The organism is Sphingomonas sp. HITSZ_GF, from assembly GCF_029543155.1.
Taxonomy (GTDB): domain Bacteria; phylum Pseudomonadota; class Alphaproteobacteria; order Sphingomonadales; family Sphingomonadaceae; genus Sphingomonas.
In genome coordinates this window covers 125,988-143,553 of sequence record NZ_JARQXA010000006.1, presented here as the reverse complement: position 1 = coordinate 143,553, position 17,566 = coordinate 125,988, and the positions used below count along the sequence as shown (strand labels likewise).

General features: G+C 67.7%; 18 protein-coding genes. 4 read left to right on the top strand and 14 right to left on the bottom strand.

Going from position 1 to position 17,566, the window contains the following annotated elements; all coding sequences use genetic code 11:
- Nucleotides 1-28: 28 nt before the first annotated feature.
- From P6144_RS17310 to uvrC, 7 genes are all read right to left on the bottom strand, one after another.
- Complete coding sequence (locus P6144_RS17310; protein ID WP_277769154.1) at nt 29-1,129, bottom strand: glycosyltransferase family 2 protein; 1,101 nt, start codon at nt 1,127-1,129, stop codon at nt 29-31.
- Complete coding sequence (leuB, locus tag P6144_RS17305) at nt 1,129-2,181, bottom strand: 3-isopropylmalate dehydrogenase (RefSeq protein ID WP_277769063.1); 1,053 nt, start codon at nt 2,179-2,181, stop codon at nt 1,129-1,131. The genes P6144_RS17310 and leuB overlap by 1 nt, the downstream gene beginning before the upstream one ends.
- A 49-nt stretch (nt 2,182-2,230) precedes the next feature.
- Nucleotides 2,231-2,962: a DNA repair protein RecO gene (gene recO, locus P6144_RS17300; protein ID WP_277769062.1), complete on the bottom strand. Its 732-nt coding sequence runs from the start codon at nt 2,960-2,962 to the stop codon at nt 2,231-2,233.
- 50 nt (nt 2,963-3,012) lie between these two features.
- On the bottom strand, nt 3,013-3,960 hold the full coding sequence (locus P6144_RS17295) for a GNAT family N-acetyltransferase (RefSeq protein ID WP_277769061.1): 948 nt from the start codon (nt 3,958-3,960) through the stop codon (nt 3,013-3,015).
- A gap of 5 nt (nt 3,961-3,965) precedes the next feature.
- Complete coding sequence (locus tag P6144_RS17290) at nt 3,966-4,922, bottom strand: polysaccharide deacetylase (protein WP_277769060.1); 957 nt, start codon at nt 4,920-4,922, stop codon at nt 3,966-3,968.
- Between the two features lie 208 nt (nt 4,923-5,130).
- Nucleotides 5,131-7,911 carry a DUF3857 domain-containing protein gene (locus tag P6144_RS17285; RefSeq protein ID WP_277769059.1) on the bottom strand — a complete coding sequence of 927 codons (2,781 nt, stop codon included), beginning with the start codon at nt 7,909-7,911 and terminating at the stop codon, nt 5,131-5,133.
- Between the two features lie 74 nt (nt 7,912-7,985).
- Complete coding sequence (uvrC, locus tag P6144_RS17280) at nt 7,986-9,908, bottom strand: excinuclease ABC subunit UvrC (protein WP_277769058.1); 1,923 nt, start codon at nt 9,906-9,908, stop codon at nt 7,986-7,988.
- A gap of 96 nt (nt 9,909-10,004) precedes the next feature.
- Between uvrC and P6144_RS17275 the strand changes: the two genes are divergently transcribed.
- Entirely contained in the window at nt 10,005-10,748 is a 744-nt protein-coding gene (locus tag P6144_RS17275) for a methyltransferase (RefSeq protein ID WP_277769057.1), read from the top strand.
- 168 nt (nt 10,749-10,916) lie between these two features.
- Here P6144_RS17275 and P6144_RS17270 read toward each other — a convergent pair whose 3' ends face one another.
- Nucleotides 10,917-11,108, bottom strand: a complete 192-nt coding sequence (locus P6144_RS17270) for a hypothetical protein (RefSeq protein ID WP_277769056.1) — start codon at nt 11,106-11,108, stop codon at nt 10,917-10,919.
- A gap of 100 nt (nt 11,109-11,208) precedes the next feature.
- On the opposite strand from P6144_RS17270, the gene P6144_RS17265 reads away from it, so the two are divergent.
- On the top strand, nt 11,209-11,634 hold the full coding sequence (locus P6144_RS17265; protein WP_277769055.1) for a surface-adhesin E family protein: 426 nt from the start codon (nt 11,209-11,211) through the stop codon (nt 11,632-11,634).
- A gap of 132 nt (nt 11,635-11,766) precedes the next feature.
- Here the strand turns inward: P6144_RS17265 and P6144_RS17260 are convergent, their stop codons facing one another.
- The 6 genes from P6144_RS17260 to P6144_RS17235 all read right to left on the bottom strand — a co-directional run bounded on the left by P6144_RS17260 (nt 11,767) and on the right by P6144_RS17235 (nt 16,144).
- Complete coding sequence (locus P6144_RS17260; RefSeq protein ID WP_277769054.1) at nt 11,767-13,644, bottom strand: CHASE3 domain-containing protein; 1,878 nt, start codon at nt 13,642-13,644, stop codon at nt 11,767-11,769.
- A gap of 37 nt (nt 13,645-13,681) precedes the next feature.
- Nucleotides 13,682-14,233, bottom strand: coding sequence for a hypothetical protein (locus P6144_RS17255; protein ID WP_277769053.1), 552 nt, complete (start codon nt 14,231-14,233; stop codon nt 13,682-13,684).
- On the bottom strand, nt 14,226-14,720 hold the full coding sequence (locus P6144_RS17250; protein WP_277769052.1) for an ATPase: 495 nt from the start codon (nt 14,718-14,720) through the stop codon (nt 14,226-14,228). Before P6144_RS17250 ends, P6144_RS17255 begins: the two co-directional genes overlap by 8 nt.
- A gap of 18 nt (nt 14,721-14,738) precedes the next feature.
- A complete protein-coding gene (locus P6144_RS17245) occupies nt 14,739-14,954 on the bottom strand; it encodes a F0F1 ATP synthase subunit C (protein WP_086130767.1) in 216 nt (71 codons plus the stop codon).
- 63 nt (nt 14,955-15,017) lie between these two features.
- Nucleotides 15,018-15,791: a F0F1 ATP synthase subunit A gene (locus P6144_RS17240; protein ID WP_277769051.1), complete on the bottom strand. Its 774-nt coding sequence runs from the start codon at nt 15,789-15,791 to the stop codon at nt 15,018-15,020.
- Nucleotides 15,788-16,144: an AtpZ/AtpI family protein gene (locus tag P6144_RS17235; RefSeq protein WP_277769050.1), complete on the bottom strand. Its 357-nt coding sequence runs from the start codon at nt 16,142-16,144 to the stop codon at nt 15,788-15,790. The genes P6144_RS17240 and P6144_RS17235 overlap by 4 nt, the downstream gene beginning before the upstream one ends.
- 120 nt (nt 16,145-16,264) lie before the next feature.
- Here P6144_RS17235 and P6144_RS17230 point away from each other — a divergent pair, with 120 nt between their 5' ends.
- Entirely contained in the window at nt 16,265-16,732 is a 468-nt protein-coding gene (locus P6144_RS17230) for an OsmC family protein (RefSeq protein WP_277769049.1), read from the top strand.
- 44 nt (nt 16,733-16,776) lie between these two features.
- Nucleotides 16,777-17,457 carry a DNA repair protein RadC gene (radC, locus tag P6144_RS17225; protein WP_277769048.1) on the top strand — a complete coding sequence of 227 codons (681 nt, stop codon included), beginning with the start codon at nt 16,777-16,779 and terminating at the stop codon, nt 17,455-17,457.
- The last annotated feature ends 109 nt before the right edge of the window (nt 17,458-17,566 follow it).

The following is a 17,566-nucleotide window of genomic DNA, read 5'->3' as shown; positions in this document are numbered from 1 at the left end:
GATGACGTCAATTTGCTTGGGCTTCAGCTCAGTACCGCCCCCAGACGAAGCGCGACGACAGCGCGAAATTCCACACCGCCGCCACCGCGATCCCCGCCAGCGCCGCGAAACGCCAATCGCCATGCTGCACATTGTGCAGGAACGCCGCGACGCCCACGTTGGCCGCCGCGCCCACGCTGCACACCAGGCAGAACGACACCCAGCCGCCGAGCATCGGGCCGAAGCCCTTGAGCCGCTGCTCGCGATAGGTCAGCGCATTGTTGAGGAAGAAGTTGAAGGTCATCGCCACCGCGGTGGCGAGGATCGTCGCGGCGACGAAGGGCCAGCTCAGCCCGCGGAAGAACAGCGCCAGGATCAGGAAGTGGACACAGGCGCCAAGCGCGCCGATGCCGGAGAACATCACGAAGCGCACCGGCACGACCTTGCCGAACATCCGGTCGTAGAGCGCGATGAGATATTCCATCGCGACGACGTAATCGAGCTTGCTCTCCCCCAGCGCGCGCGTGCGGAACACGTAGGGCAGCTCGAGGAACTTCAGCGGCCGATGCGACGCGGTCATGATGTCGAGCAGGATCTTGAAGCCGATCGCCGACAGCGTCGGCACCAGGTCGCGCACGATCTGCGTGCGGATCATGAAGAAGCCGCTCATCGGATCGGATAGGTCGGCCTTGAGCACGCGCCGCGAGAGCCTGGTCGCGAGGGCGGACTTGGCCACCCGCTCCTCGTCCCATTCGCCGGTGCCGCCGCCGTCGACGAAGCGCGAGCCGATCACCACGTCGAGGTCTTCGCTGCCCTCGAGCGCGTCGAGCATCCTGGGCAGCAGCGTCTCGTCATGCTGCAGGTCGCCGTCGATCACCGCCACGAACGGCGCCGCGGTGGCGCACATCCCCTCGATGCACGCCGAGGACAGCCCGCGCCGGCCGATCCGCTGGATCACCCGTACCCGGGCGTCGCGCCGGCCCAGTTCGCGCGCGGCGTCCGCCGTCCCGTCCGGGCTGTTGTCGTCGACGAAGATCGCTTCCCAGTTCCGCCCCGCCAGCGCCGCGTCGAGCTTCTCGATCAGCAGCGGCACGTTCGCCCGCTCGTTGAACGTCGGGATGACGACCGCGAGTTCGAGCTGCTCGGGAATCACGCCAGCGCCTTCAGCACCGCATCGCCCATCTCGCCGGTCGACATCGACCCGCCGAGATCCGCCGTCCGCGCGCCGCCGGCCAGCGCGGCCTCGACGGCCTTCTCGACCTTCTGCGCCGCTTCCTCGTTGCCGAGCGAGTGGCGCAGCAGCATCGCCGCCGAGAGGATCGCCGCGCACGGGTTCGCCTTGCCGGTGCCGGCGATGTCGGGTGCCGAGCCGTGGATCGGCTCGTACATGCCATTGTCCCCGCTCCACGCCCGCAGCGAGGCGGAGGGCAGCATGCCGATCGAGCCGGCGCACATGCTTGCCTGATCGGAAAGGATGTCGCCGAACAGGTTGCCGGTGACGATCACGTCGAACGCCGTCGGCGCGCGCACCATCTGCATCGCGGCATTGTCGACATACATGTGGGTGAGCTGCACCTCGGGATATTCGGTCGCCATCTCGTTGACGACGTCGCGCCACAGCTGCGAGGTCTCGAGCACGTTCGCCTTGTCGACCGAACAGAGCTTCTTCTTGCGGCGCTTGGCCATTTCGAAGCCGACGCGGGCGATACGCTCCACTTCGACTTCGTTGTAGCTCATGATATCGAATCCCTGCCGCAGACCCTCCGCCGTGTGCCGACGGCCCTTCTCGCCGAAATAGACGTCGCCCACCAGCTCGCGGACGATGACGATGTCGAGCCCGCTCACCACTTCGGGCTTGAGCGGCGAGGCATCGGCCAGCGCCGGGAACAAGGTTGCCGGGCGGATATTGGCGAAGAGCTGGAGCTCGCGGCGCAGGCCGAGCAAGGCCGCCTCGGGGCGCAGCCGGCGCTCGAGCGCCTCGAAGCGCGGATCGCCGATCGCGCCGAACAGCACGGCGTTCGCCTTCTTGGCAAGCGCCAGCGTCTCGTCCGGCAGCGGCCGCCCGGTCGCCAGATAGGCCGCGCCGCCGACGGGCGCCTCCTCGAAGTCCAGGCCCAGCGCCAGCGCCTCCAGAACCCGGCGCGCCTCGCGCGTCACTTCCGGCCCGATCCCGTCACCGGGAAGAACAGCAATCAACGGCAATTCAAGCTCCCCACGTCCTTTGCGGCCCGCTTTGCCGCTGTTGTTGCCGTCACGCAACTGCCCGCTTCAACCGATCGACCAGCCGGGCCCGCGCCGCGAGCAGCTCGGCGCCCTTTCCGATCAGCAGGTCGCGCTCGAGGAAATGGCCGGTGAGCCTGAGGCCGTCGAGGATATCGTCCCATCCCGCCTCGCCGCCTTCGACCAGGAAGCGCGGCAGGCGCAGCAGCCGGTTCTCATAGCCCTCGGCGCCGATCCGGCTCACCGCGATGCCGCTCTTGGGGCTGACATAGGCGAGGTCGTCGTTGCGCCCGGTCGCCGCGCAATGCTCGAGGTCGAGCCCGAAGCCCAACTCGGCGAGCAATAGTAACTCATAGCGGACCATCGCCACTGCCCAGCCGCGCGCCGCCGGCGCCGCCTCGATCGCCGCCAGCACCCCGTCGAGCGCCGCATAGAGCCGTGGATAGGGCAGCCCTTCGGGCAGCGCGAAGGCGGAAAGCGCAGTCACCCATTGGAAGGCGGCGGCGGGCAGCGCTTCGGAGAACATCGCCGCGCGGCTGTGGAGCAGCTCGACGCTCAGCCCGGCCAGCGCATCCTCGGTCCGCGACCGCCATTCGCCCTGCACCAGGTTTGCCGGCTGCAGCACCGGCCGCAACGTCCGCCCATGCCCGCCGCGGACATAGCCGGGCTGCACGCCATGCTCCTCGGTGAACGCGCGCACGATCGCCCCATGCTCGCCATGCGCGCGAACGGAGAGGATGATGGCTTCGGCGCGGAGATGCATGGGGGACGCTATATAATTCCTCCCCGAGCTTGTCTCGGGGAGGAATTGGACTAGCTCCCCCGCCGCACCTTCTTGGCGACCTTCTCCAGCCCCACGCGCTGCAGCAGTGCCTTCACTCCGGCCACGCCGCGGTTGAACCCGCCCAGCGCCGCCATCGTCACGCGATTGGCCAGCGAGGGGCGCAGCAGGAACAGGTCGACACAGGCCACGCCGCCGGTGGCGAACTGGCGCTTGTGCTGGCCTTCGCCCTCGGTGAAGTCGAAGCGGGCGAACTGCCCCTCCTCGAACAGGTCGCGCATCGCCTCTAGCTGGAGCACCGCGCCGGGCGACAAGTCGTTGAACGCCGGATCATGGCCGACATAGGCATAGATCACCACGCCGCCCTCGATCACCGGGCAGTAGAGATAGGCCGCCGGTTCGCCGGCGATGTAGAGCAGCCAGGCCCGGACCTGCCCCGCCGCGCCCTGGGCGAGCATCGTCGCGAGGAACTCCGCGCTGTCGGGCAGCCCCGAGCCGAGCAGCCGCTCCTGATAGGTGCGCAGCGAGATTCGCCGGGCGACATCGTGGAACGCCTCCAGCTCGTCCGGCGTACGGAAGGCGCGCACATCGAGTTCGCCGCCGCTCTCCGCCGCGATCTTCTTGGCCTTGCGCTTGATCCCCTGGCGGGCGTTGGACGAAAGCCCGTTCCACCAGCCTTCGAACCCCAGCGCGAAATCGGTGAAATAGCGGGTGTAGCGCTGGCGGATAAAGGGCAGCATGTCGCCCGAGGCCTTTACCAGCCCCGGCACCAGATGCTCGGGCAGCGAGGTGACGACATAGCCATGCGCATCGCGCGGCAGCGGCGGCAGCACGGGCAGCCGGTCCGCGCGGGCCTCGTCGAGCGTCAGCGGCAGGCGGACCAGGTCGCGCTGGATCGTCGCCAGCGTGCGCGCGCCGATCTCGAACTTCAAGCTGGTCGGCCGGGCCTGGGGCGCGGCTTCGGCGGCAACGTCGCTCATCGCATTCACGCGGCGCGCTCCTCGACCAGGTTCGACCAGAGCTGCTCGGCCTGGCGCCAGCGCGTGCGCAGCAGGCTGGGGCCGAGCGGCGCATCGTCCTGACCGAGCGCCATTTTCGGCCGGTCTGCGAAATGTTCGGTCACCAACACCCCCCGGCGGCTGGCCAACATGCGGCACAGCGCAGCGAAGCGCCGTACATGCACGGCGTTAGGCCGCGTCCCGGCGCGATTTGCAAGCTCGAAGCCGTGGCTGACGATCGTGACTGCCGAATGGCTGCGCAGCACGGCGTGATCGAGCGCGGCACGCATCTCCCCTGCCGATAGCGCGCAGATCTGGAAATGGCGCAGATGCCCGGCGCGATCCTCGATCAGCGTCACCGGCACTTCGATCAGCCCGCGATGTTCGATCGGCGCGATCTGGCGCGGCTCGAGATTGATCGCGCTCGGCCAGGGATGCTCGGAGCCGTTGTGGCTCGAATCATATTCGAAGCCGAGCTGCGCCAGCGCGCCCAGAGTGTCGTCGCTCGCCGAATAGCTGCCCGAGCGGAAGGCGATCGGCTCGGGCGCGCCGCAGGCGACCAGCATGTCGGAAGCGCCGGCGAGCAGCTCGACCTGCTCGTCGAAGCTGTAGTCGATCAGCTCGAACGCGCCATAGGTTGTGCCCTTGTCGCCGGCATGTGCGCCGGTCCAGTTGGGATGGAGGTGGAGCTGCACTTCCTGCCCCGCCTCCAGGATCGCGCCGACCACGCGCTTGATCGGATCGAGGCCATAGACCAGCGCCGGCATGGGATCGACGAAGAAGCAGGCCTTGAGGCCGTGGCGGGCGAGCTGCCCGAGCTGCCAGGCCACGCCCACATTGGCAGGCTCCAGCGAGCGCTGGACGATCGTGTCGACGTCGAGACCCGCGACATGGTGCCGCCACATGATCTCGGTGTCGATCGTGATGAAGACCCGGGTAGCCATTCTGCCCCCTTAACGCAGGGGCGTGAAGAAAAGGCGAATGGCGGGTCGGCGGTCAATTCCTCCCCGAGCTTGTCTCGGGGAGGGGGACCATTTCGCGCAGCGAAATGGTGGAGGGGCCGACGCAACGCGGCGGTGCCCGCCGCCCCCTCCACCACCGCCTTCGGCGGCGGTCCCCCTCCCCCAGCAAGCTGGGGGAGGATTTGAAGGTTCAAGCCCTGATCCCCCAGCGCGCATAGTCCGCGTCGATCTTGGGCGCGAGCAGGCGGGCGCCGGCGATGTCGGCCTGGCCTTCCTTCGCCTTGCCCATCCGGATCTTCACCACGCCGCGCAGGAACAGGCTCGATTCAGCCGCGGGCCGCTGCTCCAGCGCAGCATCGAGATCGGCCAGCGCCTCGGCCAGCTTGCCCATGCGGAAATAGACCATCGCCCGGCTGTCGAGCGCGGCCGCGTTGTTGTCGCTGAACTGGATCGAGCGCGTGCAATCGGCAAGCGCGCCGGTCAGATCGGTGTTGAGGGTGCCCTTGATCCAGCAGCGGTTATTGAGCAGCCCGCCATTGCCCGGCTTCTTCTCGATCGCGGCGTCCATCGCGGCGACCGCGCCGGCGGCGTCATTGGCGCGCGACAGCGCGGTCGCCTTGGCCGAGAGCAGCTGCGGCATGTCCTCGCCTTCCTCGGCGATACGCTCGTCGAGCATCGCCAGCGCCTCGTCCCTCGCGCCGGTCTCGACCATCAGCGCGGCGAGCTGGCCGAGCGTGCCGACGTCGCCGGGGTCCTGCTCGCGCGCCGCGGCATAATCGGCGATCGCCGCCTTCTTGTTGCCGATCAGCTCGTAGAGATAGCCGCGGCGGCGATAGGTGACTGCATCGGCCTGGATCGCGATCGCCTTGTCGAGATCGGCGATCGCCTTCTCCCGCTCGAAGATCGAGGCGAGGAAGCCCGCCCGCGTCACATAACGCCCCGCTTCCTCGGGCTTGTCGGCGATATAGCTCGCATAGCGATCGAGAACCGTATCGTAGCGATGCGCCGCCTTTGCCGCGGGAATGCCGCGCCAGGGCGAGGCATAGCCCGGCAGCGTCCGCGCACCGAGCCGCCGGTTCTTCGCCTCGGCGAACTGCGCGCGCGCCGCGGCGAAGTCGGCCGGGGCGATCTCGGCGCCGGTGGTGCTGTCCTCGAAGTCGATGGTGAGCATCTCGCCGGCCAGCACCGCCTTGCGCGCCGCCTTGATCCCGCCAGGCAAGGTCGCGTCGACCTGCGGGTTGCCATCGAAACCGAAGCCGGTGCCGCCGTCGGGAAGCTGCATCCGCACCGTCCGCTTGCTGCGCGTCGCGATTCCGGTGGCCACCGGGATCTCCTTCCACGCCGGGCGCGAGCGATCGGGCATCGAGAAGACGTTGGCGCCGCCGATATCATAGCGATAGCGGGTGTCGGCATAGAGCCAGCGCGGATTGGTGATGCCGCTCAGCTTGATCGTGGCGGTGCCCTTCGCATCGTCGAACGCGACATCGGTCGCAGTGACGATCACTTCGCCGCCGCCGGCCGGCACCAGCCCCTGCAGCGCGCCGCGGATTTCCTTCTTGTCGGTATTGGCGGCGATGTTGCGCACCATGTCGGCCGAGGAGCCGCGCAGCGTCACTTCCGCCTCGAACGGCGCCGGCAGGTTGATCCCGCCGCGCAAGTCGATGTTGAGCGTGCCCACCTGCCCGGGCCGCGCCGGCACCCGCCTCGGCGCCTCGACCAGCGTCGCGCCGGCGGCGCGCAGCGGCAGCACCCAGCCGAAGCTCGGCACGTCGGCGATGTCCTCCAGATAGGTGCCGCTCGCCGTGCCATCGAGCCACAGCGTCTGGCCGTTCACCGTGGCGACGACGAAGACATGGTTGAACGCGCTCGGCGAGGGCAGCCGCGCCACGACCAGATCGCCATTGCCCAGGCTCGCCAGCGCTGGCTCCGCCTCGACGCCCAGTTCATGCAGGATGGCGAGCAGCAGCAGCGTCTTGGCCTTGCAGTCTCCATATTTGGTCGACCAGGTCTCGGCGGGCGACTGGGGCACGTAGTTGCCGTTGTCCATGCCCTTGAACAGGTAGCGGACCTTGCCCTGCACCAGCGCCAGCGCCGCGGCGGTGCGGCGCAGCGGGTCCTGCTCGGCCGCGGCGATCTTCGCCACTTCGGCGGCGAGCGGGCTGCCCGGCGCGATCAGCCCCTGGGTGCGGTAGAGCGGCTCCATCACCTTCGAGACCGACTGCCAGTCCGGGAAGGTGGTCGCCTCGACGATCGGCGGCTTGAGGAAGCGGCCGGGCACGCGGATCGCCATCGGCGGCTGGCGCATCACCGGCAGCTTGAACAGCATCTCGTGCCAGCCGCCCGCATCGCGCTGCTCGGGCATGGCGCCGTCCGAATAGGCGCGCCACTTCACATCGGCGCCAGTCGGCCAGAGCAGCCGGGTGCGCGCGAAACCGATCTTCATCGGCTCGGCGACGATCGGCCCGATCGCCACGGCATTGCCCTTCAGCGTCGGGTCCTTGGTAGTGATCGAATAGCGCAGGTCGAGCACGTCGCCCACCTGCAGCCCCTGCACCGCCAGCGTCGCGGTCAGCCGGCCGTCGAGCATCATCATCTCGAGCCCCTGCTCGCGCTGGAGCACGGTGAACTTGGCGCCCTTCAGCGCATCGATCCGCTTGCCGGCGCGCAGGATGTCGACGCCGTGGACGATCAGGTCGCCGTGCGAAGGCTGCCAGTCGATCTTCACCGTGCCGGCCGCGGAGACGTTCTGGATCGTCGCGAGCCGCCCGGCACGCTCATAATAGGTCCAGTTCTGCCCGTCGGCGAGCCGCGCCTGGACATCGGCAATCATCATTGCCGGCGCGTCGTTGGGCAGGTCGATCGTAACCGGCTCGGGCGCCAGCGTCACCCAGGCGGGGACCGGCTGGTAGAGCGGCTTCTCTCCGGCATGGGCCACCCCGGCCGTGCCGCACAGCAGGGCCGCAACAATCATACGCCGAACCATAAACCCTCCCCGGAACAACGGGACGATCTTCGAAAGTCCCGGGGCCTCAGGCAAGCGGCAAATCAGCGGGAATGGAAATAATCATAGACTTGCTGCGCGACGCCGGCGCTGACGCCCGGCGCCTTTTGCAGGTCCTCCAGGCTTGCGGAGCGCACCGCGCGCGCCGTGCCGAAATGCATCAGCAGCGCCTTTTTCCGCGCCGGGCCGATCCCCGGCACCTCGTCGAGCGGGCTCGCGCCGATCGCCTTGGCGCGCTTCTCGCGGTGCGCGCCAATGGCAAAGCGATGCACCTCGTCGCGCAGCCGCTGGAGGTAGAAGAGCACCGGCGAATTGACCGGCAGCATCAGCTCGCGCCCGTCCATCAGATGGAACACTTCGCGCCCCTCGCGCCCGTGATGCGGCCCCTTGGCGACGCCGACCATGATGACGTCCTCGATGCCGAGATCCTCGAGCACCGCCTTGGCCGCATTGAGCTGCCCGCGCCCGCCGTCGAGCAGCACCAGGTCGGGCCAGTTGCCGCCCTGCCGGTCGGGATCCTCCTCCACCGCGCGGGCGAAGCGCCGGCTGAGCACTTCGCGCATCATCCCGTAATCGTCGCCGGCGATCGTCTCGGGCCGCTTGATGTTGAACTTGCGATACTGGTTCTTCTGGAAGCCCTCGGGCCCCGCGACCACCATCGCGCCCAGCGCGTTGGTGCCCTGGATATGCGAGTTGTCGTACACCTCGATCCGCTCGGGCGGCTCGGGCAGCTCGAAGATATCGGCGATCTCGGCGAGCAGCTTCGCCTGGGTCGTCCCTTCGGCCAGCCGCCGGTCGAGCGCTTCGGCTGCATTGCGCGTCGCCTGCTCCAGCAGCCGCCGGCGCGGCCCGCGCTGAGGCACGCCCAGCGCCACCTTGTGCCCCGCGCGTTCGCGCAGTGCCTCGGCGAGCAGCGCCGCTTCCTCCAGCTCGCGATCGACGAAGATCGTCCGCGGCGGCGGCACTTCCTCGTAGAACTGCATCAGGAACGCCGAGAGCACTTCGTCCTCGGACACGTCGTTGGTGTGCGCCGGGAAGAAGCTGCGATGCCCCCAATTCTGGCCGCCGCGGATGAAGAAGGCCTGGATGCCCATCACGCCGCTCTTGCTGGCCAGCGCAAAGATGTCGGCATCGCCCACGCCTTCGGCGTTGATCGCCTGGCTGCCCTGGATGAAGGTCAGCGCCTTTAGCCGGTCGCGCAGGATCGCCGCCAGCTCGAAGTCGAGCGCCTCCGCCGCCGCCTGCATCTGCGCGCCCAGCTTGGCCTGCACCTGGGTCTTCTTGCCCATCAGGAAGTCGCGCGCGTCGTCGACCAGCTCCTCATAGGCGTCGGGCGTGATCCGGTCGACGCAGGGCGCCGAGCAGCGGCGGATCTGGTAGAGCAGGCATGGCCGGTCGCGCGTGTTGAAGAAGCCGTCGGTGCAGCTCCTGAGCAGGAACAGCTTCTGCAGCGCGTTGAGCGTCTTGCGCACCTGCCCCGCGCCGGCAAACGGCCCGAAATAATCGCCCTTCGCCTTGCGGGCGCCGCGGTGGAGCTGGATGCGCGCGAACGCGTGGTCGCGGCGCAGCAGGATGAAGGGGAAGCTTTTGTCGTCGCGCAGCAGCACGTTGTAGGGCGGGCGAAAGCGCTTGATCAGCTGCGCCTCGAGCAGCAGCGCCTCGGCCTCGTTGTTCGTCGTGACGATCGTCATCGAACGCGTCTGCGCCACCATCCGCTGCAGCCGCTTCGAGAGGCGCATGACCTGGGTATAGTTGGTTACCCGGTTCTTCAGTGCCCGCGCCTTGCCGACATAGAGCACGTCGCCGCGCGCATCCTGCATCCGATAGACGCCGGGCCGCACCGGCAGCGTCTTCAGCACGTTGCGGATCGCTGCGACGCCCGCCTCCAGGTCAGGCGCATCGGCGCCGCGCACCGCGAAGGTGGCAGTCTCTTCGTTGAAGCGATTGGGCGAATTGGGGTCGGACATCGTCCTCTGCGATTTAGGGTCCGCTTTCGTCGCGGGCAACTTGAACGCGAACTCCGATATGCGAAACTCACGGTATAAACTTGGGAGAGTCGTCCGATGAAACGCGTCCTGTCCGCCGCACTGCTCGCGCTGGCCACTCCGCTCGCCGCCCATGCCCAGACCGTTCCCGGCCCGATCGCAGCCGCGCTCACCGATGCCGGCCGGCCCCAGGCCGACAAGGATCGCGACGCCGCCCGCCATCCCGGCGAGATCCTCGCCTTTGCCGGCATCGCGCCGGGGCAGAAGGTCGCCGATTTCGTCATGGGCGGCGGCTATTGGACGCGCATCCTTGCGCCGACGGTGGGCGTGAACGGCAAGGTCTATGCCTATCAGCCCGCCGAGTTCATCAAGTTCCGCGCCGCCTATGCCGACGAGCAGAAGGCGGCGGTGGAAGGCCGCGCCAATGTCGTGCCGTCGAGTGACAGCCTGCAGAGCTTCGCCTTCCCCGAGCCGCTCGACGCGATCGTCACGGTGCAGAACTGGCACGACATGCACCTGAAGGTCGTGCCCGCGGGCGGATCGAAGGTGATCGCGCGGAAGCTATACGACTCGCTCAAGCCCGGCGGCGTACTGCTGGTGATCGACCATGTCGCGAATACCGATCCGGACTTCACCGCGACCAGCACGCTTCACCGCATCGATCCCGCCGCCGCCCGCGCCGAGATCGAGAGCGCCGGCTTCAAGTTCGAAGGCGAGCTGCCGCTGCTCCGCAACCCCGCGGACCCGCACACCGCGAACGTCTTCAACCCCGAGATCCGCGGCAAGACCGATCAGTTCATCTACAAGTTCCGCAAGCCATGAGCCGGCGGGCGAAAGCCGTCGGCAACCGCAGCCGGAATCGATCTCCCGCTACCCCGTCACCCTGAACTTGTTTCAGGGTCCAACGCGCCACGGGCGGTTTCGCCCGAGGAGGTTTGGATGCTGAAACAAGTTCAGCATGACGAAGGGAAAGGCGTTCGCGCTTCTGGACTACCGCCCCGCTTCGTTCTCCAGCGCGTTCGCCCGCGCCTCGATGCGCTCCATCACCGCCTGGGTGCGTGCGCCGATGTCCCGGGCGCGGCGGTGCTCGTCGGCCGCGCTGCGCCAGGCGACGACGATCATAAAAACGAGCAGCAGGGCAGTGAGCGCGGTGGCGAGCTGAAGCCAGCGTTGCGTGTTCATGCCCCCTCCCTAGCCCGGATGACCCGCAACGGCCAGCGACGCCACTTCCCACCGAAACGGTCTCATGCCACCATGCCTGCGAAAATCAGGGGGAATATTCATGCGCATCCTGCTCGCCGCCGCCCTGCTGCCCTTCGCAGCAACGCCCGCCATGGCCCAGCAATGGTACCGCGTCGGCGGCAACGACAACACGATGAGCTATGTCGACCTCGCCAGCCTGCGCCCGCTCGGCGACAAGGTGATCGGCGATGTCGAGAGCGTCTATATCCAGCCGATCGGCGAAGGCATCATCGCCGCCAAGATCCGCACCGAATTCAACTGCCAGGCGAAGAACTTCCGCACGCTCGAATACAGCTTCTATGCCCCGAGCGGGAAATATCTCCGCACCGAGCCGTCCGAGACGCTCAACGAGATCAAGACGCCCAAGCCCAACAGCATCAACGAGGCGATCCTGGACTTCGCTTGCTTCCGCAAGGGCGGCACCGCCGTGGCCAACCCGTTCACCGACGCGCCGACGCAGTTCTAACGCTTTCCTCAAACGCCCCAACCGTCACCCCGGCCTTGTGCCGGGGTCCACCGGGAGGCGCGTCATGGACAGGAAGTTCAAGGGCATCGGGTAAGGCATAGTGGCGCGAATGATGAGCACCCGCCTCCAGCCTTATCCCCGCTCGTCGAGAACCTGACGCACCTTCGCCGCGAGCTGGGCGATGCTGAACGGCTTGGCGAGGAAGTCGACGTCATGGTCGAGCATCCCGTTATGCACGATGGCGTTGCGGGTGTAGCCGGTGGTGTAGAGCACCGGCACGTGCGGCATCCGCTCCTGAACTCGCTCGGCGAGCGTGCGGCCGGTCATGTCGGGCATCACGATGTCGGTGAACAGCAGGTCGATGCTCGCATGCGTGTCTAGCATCGCCAGCGCCTGGGTCGGCCCCGAAGCGTGGATCACGACATAGCCGAGCTCGCGCAGCGCATCGACCGACATGATGCGCACCTGCTCCTCGTCCTCGACGACCAGGATGACCTCGCCGCGGCCCTGCGGCAGCTCGGCTTCGGGCGCCGGGACCGGGCGGCGGTCCTCCTCGCCGAAGTGGCGCGGGATGTAGAGCTTGACGATCGTGCCGACGCCGAGCTCTGAATAGATTTTCACATGCCCGCCGGACTGCTTGACGAAGCCATAGACCTGGCTGAGCCCCAGGCCGGTGCCCTTGCCCACTTCCTTGGTGGAGAAGAAGGGATCGAAGGCGCGCTCGATCACGTCCTCGGGCATGCCGGTGCCGGTGTCGGTGACCGAGACCATCACATATTGCCCAGGCACCACTTCGGTGTGGCTGGCTGCATAGGCATCGTCGAGATGCGTGTTCGCGGTCTCGATCGTAAGCCGCCCGCCCTCGGGCATTGCATCACGCGCGTTGACGCACAGGTTGACCAGCGCGTTCTCGAGCTGCCCGGCATCGATGAACGCCGGCCAAAGCCCGCCGGCCAGCACCGTCTCGAAGCGGATCGTCTCGCCGATCGTGCGGCGCAGCAGCTCGGACATGCCGGCGACCAGCTTGTTCGCATCGAGCGCGCCGGGCGCCAGCGGCTGCCGGCGGGCAAAGGCGAGCAGGCGCGAAGTGAGCTGCGCCGCGCGCTCGGCGCCCTGCAGCGCATTGTCGATCGAATGCGCCGCCTTTGCCGGATCCTTGCCGACCCGGCGCTTGGCCATGTCGAGCGAGCCGATCACGATCGCCAGCATGTTGTTGAAGTCGTGCGCGATGCCGCCGGTCAGCTGGCCGATCGACTCCATCTTGCTGAGCTGGCGCAGCTGCGCCTCGGCGATCTCGCGCTGCTCGGTCTCGGCGATCAGCCGGGCATGCGCCGCCTCGGCCGCGTCCTGCGCCAGGATCGCGACATGGGTGCGCCGCGTCGCCGAGCGGGTGACGAAGAACGCCACCACCGCCACGCCGATCGCCGTGATCGCCAGCCACAGCAGGAGCAGGTTCGATTGCAGGGTGGCGATGTGGTTGCGCTTCTTGAGCAGATCGGCCTCATGCGCGCGCATCTCGGCGATGAGCGCGCGGATCTGCTGCATCTGGTTGAGCCCGACGCCAGTCTTCACCCCCGCCGTCACGCCGGCGCTGTCGCCCTTGCGGATCATCTCGACGAACTGTGAAAGCCGCGCGAGCCGTTCGATGGCCAGCTTCTCCAGCTTGGCCGCGCGCTCGGCCTCGATCGGGCTGTCGGCAACGAGGAGCTTCAGCTCGGCCATCTCGGTGCGCAGGTCACGCGCACCGGTGGTGAAGGGCTCGAGATAGGCTTCGTTGCGCGTGATCAGGAAGCCGCGCTGGCCGGTCTCGGCCTGCTGCACGCGCGAGAGCACGCTGCTCAGCTGCTCTTCCACCTCGAGCGTGTGCGCCACCCAGCGCTGCGATTCCTGCTGCCCGCGCACCAGGAAGACCGCGCCGACCAGCGCCGCGGCGAGGAGCGCGAAGGAAATGAGCAGGGCGACATGCCCCGGGTCGCGCGCGGCGGGCGCAACCGCGCCGCCTGCGCTCATGGTAAGGGCCGAACTGGTATCGCGCCCCTCCGGCACCTCAGTTCAGACGGCCGAGGCCTGCGATGGTCTTGTCGACCAGCGCCTTGTCCGCTTCGGCGCCGTGCTTCTCGGCGATGATCGCGCCGGCAGCGGCGGCAGCCGCATCGGCAGCCTTGGCACGGACCTCGGCGATCGCGGCGCGCTCGGCGGCGGCGATCTTGTCCTCGGCCATCTTGGCGCGGCGCTTGGTCAGTTCCTTGGCGTCCGCCTCGGCCTTCTTGAGCAACGCCTTGGCCTCGGCCTCGGCATGCGCCACGATCGCGGCGGCATCCGCCTCGCTCGAGGCATTGCGCGCCTTGGCGGCCGCCAGCTCGGCCTCGGCCTCGGCGCGCAGCGCAGCGGCCTGGTCGAGCTGCTGGCGGATGGATTCGATCTTGGCATCGAGCATCTTGCCGATCATCGCCGGCACGCGCTTCCACAGGATGATGCCGACCACCACGAGCATCGCAATCGCGACGAAGCCCGGCGCAGTGATGCCGAACGCCGACGGCTCATGATGCAGTTCCACCGTGCCGGTCTCCGCCTTCATGCCATGAGGTTCCTCAGCCATTGGCCAGCGCCGCCTTCACTTGCTTGGTCACCGACGCGCGGTCGGCCTTCACGCCCGAGAGCTTGGCGACGATATCCTGGACGGCGTCCACCGTCTCGGCCTCGATCTCGCCCAGCGCCTGGGTCTTGGTCGCCTCGATGCGCTGCGTGGCCTCGGCGATCTTCGCCTCGGACGCCGCATCGCCCTTCTTCACTTCGGCTTCGGACTTGGCGGTCGCCTTGTCCTTGGCCTTGGTCAGCGTGACGAGCGCCGTGGCCCGGGCCGTTTCCAGCCCGGACTCATACGCGACATCGGACGCCTGGGCGGCATCTCGGGCAGCCTCAGCCGCGGCGAGGTCACCGGCGATGCGGGCGTTGCGGTCTTCGACCGTACGCTCGATCTTCGGAACCATCGCCTTGCCGATCCCGAAATAGATGAGCGCAAACACGATCGCGAGCCAGAAGAGCTGCGACGCGTAGATCTCAGGGATTTGGGATAGCTGCGGCATCTTGGCTGTCCTTGAACCTTAGCCCTTGACGACGAACAGGATCAGGATCGCGACGACGAACGCGATAAGACCCAGAAGCTCGGCACCGGCGAAGCCGATGAACAGGCGGCCCTGCTGGCCGTCAGCGGCACCCGGATTGCGCAGCGCGCCCTCGAGGAACGAACCGAACACGTTGCCCACGCCGAGCGCGGCCAGGCCGATGCCGATCGCCGCGAGGCCGGCACCGATGTACATTGCACCAACGTCAGTCATTTCAAGCTCCCTACGTAATCCAACAAATCAAACGAACAGCGCGACTTAGTGCAGGTGCACCGCGTCGTGGAGATACAGCGAAGTCAGCAGCGCGAACACATAGGCCTGGATCGCGCAGACCAGCAGCTCGAGCGCGCTCACGCCGATGATCATCAGCATCGATGCGAACCACACGCCATAGCCGATACCGCCGGCGTTGAGGCCCTGCACGGCGAAGCTGCCGAACACTTCGAGCAGGATGTGCCCGGCGGTCATCGCGACGAACAGTCGCAGGCCCAGCGAGAACGGACGCACCATGAACGAGATGAATTCCACCGGAATGATCACCGGCATCAGCCACAGCGGCGCGCCGTGCGGCACGAACAGGCCGAAGAACTTCAGGCCATGCTTGAACAGGCCGACGAACAGCACGATGCCGAACGAGAAGAAGGCCAGCACCGCGGTCACGGTGATGTGGCTGGTCACCGCGAAGGTGTGCAGCCCCGGCACCACCGCCAGCGGCAGGATGCCCACCAGGTTGGCGAACAGGATGAAGAAGAACAGCGAGAAGATGTACGGCGCGAACCGCTTGCCGCCCTTGCCGATGCTGGTGCTCACCATCGAATCGATGAAGCCCACCGCGCCTTCGGCCATCAGCTGCCACTTGCCGGGGACCAGCGCGCGCTTCATGCCGCCCAGCATGAACACGAACAGCAGGGCCGCCACGACGAACATGAACAGCGCGGAATTGGTGAACGAGAGATCGTAGCCCAGCAGATCGAACTTGATCAGCTTGCCGACCTCGAACTGCTCCATCGGATTGATTGCGCCGGCGCTCACTCTGCCCGCTCCTTCGAAATCTTGTAGATGCTACGGAAAGCTGCCGCGATCGACAGCGCGAGCATGGTCAGCAGCAGCCACGGGCTCGTGCCCAGCCAGCTGTCCAGCGCATAACCCAGAACACCGCCGCCCAGCGGCATGCCAATCAGGTCCATCAGCACGCGCGAGCCCTGCTTGTAGCCCTTGGCGTCGGCAGGCGCCTTGGGAACCGCCGATCCGGTGCGCGCAGCCTCGGCCGCTTTCGCATCGGCGATGCGGCGGTCCAGGTCGCTCGGAGCACGGTCTTGGGTCAAGGCGGTCAAGGCGTTCCAGATATGAAAAAAGCCGCCGACGGTGCCGGCGACATTAAGCATCGCCGGCCGTTCAGCCGCGTTGCTCGGGCGCTTTAGGAACGCGCGCCGGGCGAGTCAACTATTGCGTCCGGCTGGTTTCGGGCTAGCCGGGACGAACGCAGGAATCACGGAGAGCGGGCGATGACCGAGCACGCCTATCGATCGCGCATCGTCTGGACCGGCGACCGCGGCGACGGCACCCGGACCTATCGGGGATATGACCGGACCTGGGACGTGCGCACGCCGGGCAAGCCGGTGGTCCACTGCTCGAACGATCCGCTGCTCGGCGGCGATCCCGGCCTGCCCAATCCCGAGGACATGCTGCTCTCCGCGCTCGCCGCCTGTCACATGCTCTGGTACCTGCATCTCGCGTCGAGCGCCGGGATCGTCGTGCGCGCCTATGCCGACACGCCCGAGGGGATCGGCGAGACCGCGGCGAACGGCGCCGGCCGCTTCCTCCGCGCCACGCTGCGCCCGGTGATCGAAGTCGAGCGCGGCGCCGACCTCGCCCGCGCCGCCGCGCTCCACCACGAAGTCCACCATTATTGCTTCATCGCCCGCTCGGTGAACTTTCCGGTCGGATATGAACCCAGTTTCGTCGAGGTCTGAGCCTTGGGCTTGCACCCCCAGGGCCGAACCCGCACAGTCCGGCCATGGCAGAGGCCCCGGACAATAACGGCCACCGTGCGCGCCTGCGCCGCCGCCTGTTCGAAGGCGGGCCGGATGCGCTGCTCGATCACGAACTCGTCGAATATCTCCTCGCCCTCGCCATCCCGCGCCAGGATACCAAGCCGCTCGCCAAGGCGCTGCTCCACGAGTTCGGCGGCATCGCCGGGCTGCTCACTGCCGATGCCGAGGCGCTCGCCCGGGTGAAGGGCATGGGCGAGACCAGCGTCGCCGCGCTCAAGGCAGCGCATGCCGCCGCGCTCCGCCTGCTGCGCGCCGAAGTCGCCGAGCGGCCGGTGCTGGCCAACTGGCAGGCGCTGCTCGACTATCTCCGCGCCGACATGGCGCACCACGCCACCGAGCGCTTCCGCGTCCTCCACCTCAATTCGAAGAACATGCTGATCCGCGACGAGCTGATGAGCGAGGGCACGATCGACGAGGCCGCCGTCTATGTCCGCGAAGTGATCGCGCGCGCGCTCGAGCTCAAGTCCGCGGCGCTGATCCTGGTGCACAACCACCCCTCGGGCGATCCCTCGCCCAGCCGCGCCGATATCGAGATCACCCGCCAGATCGTCGCCGCGGGCAAGGGGCTCGGCATCGGCGTGCACGACCATCTCATCCTCGGCCGAGACGGCCATGCCTCGCTGCGGGGCCAGGGGCTGATCTGACCGCCATCGCGCACCGCGATCGCCATCCTTCACCCCTCTCCGTCATCCCGGCGAAAGCCGGGATCTCAGGCGATGGCGGAAAAAGAGCCGCACGAGATCCCGGCATTCG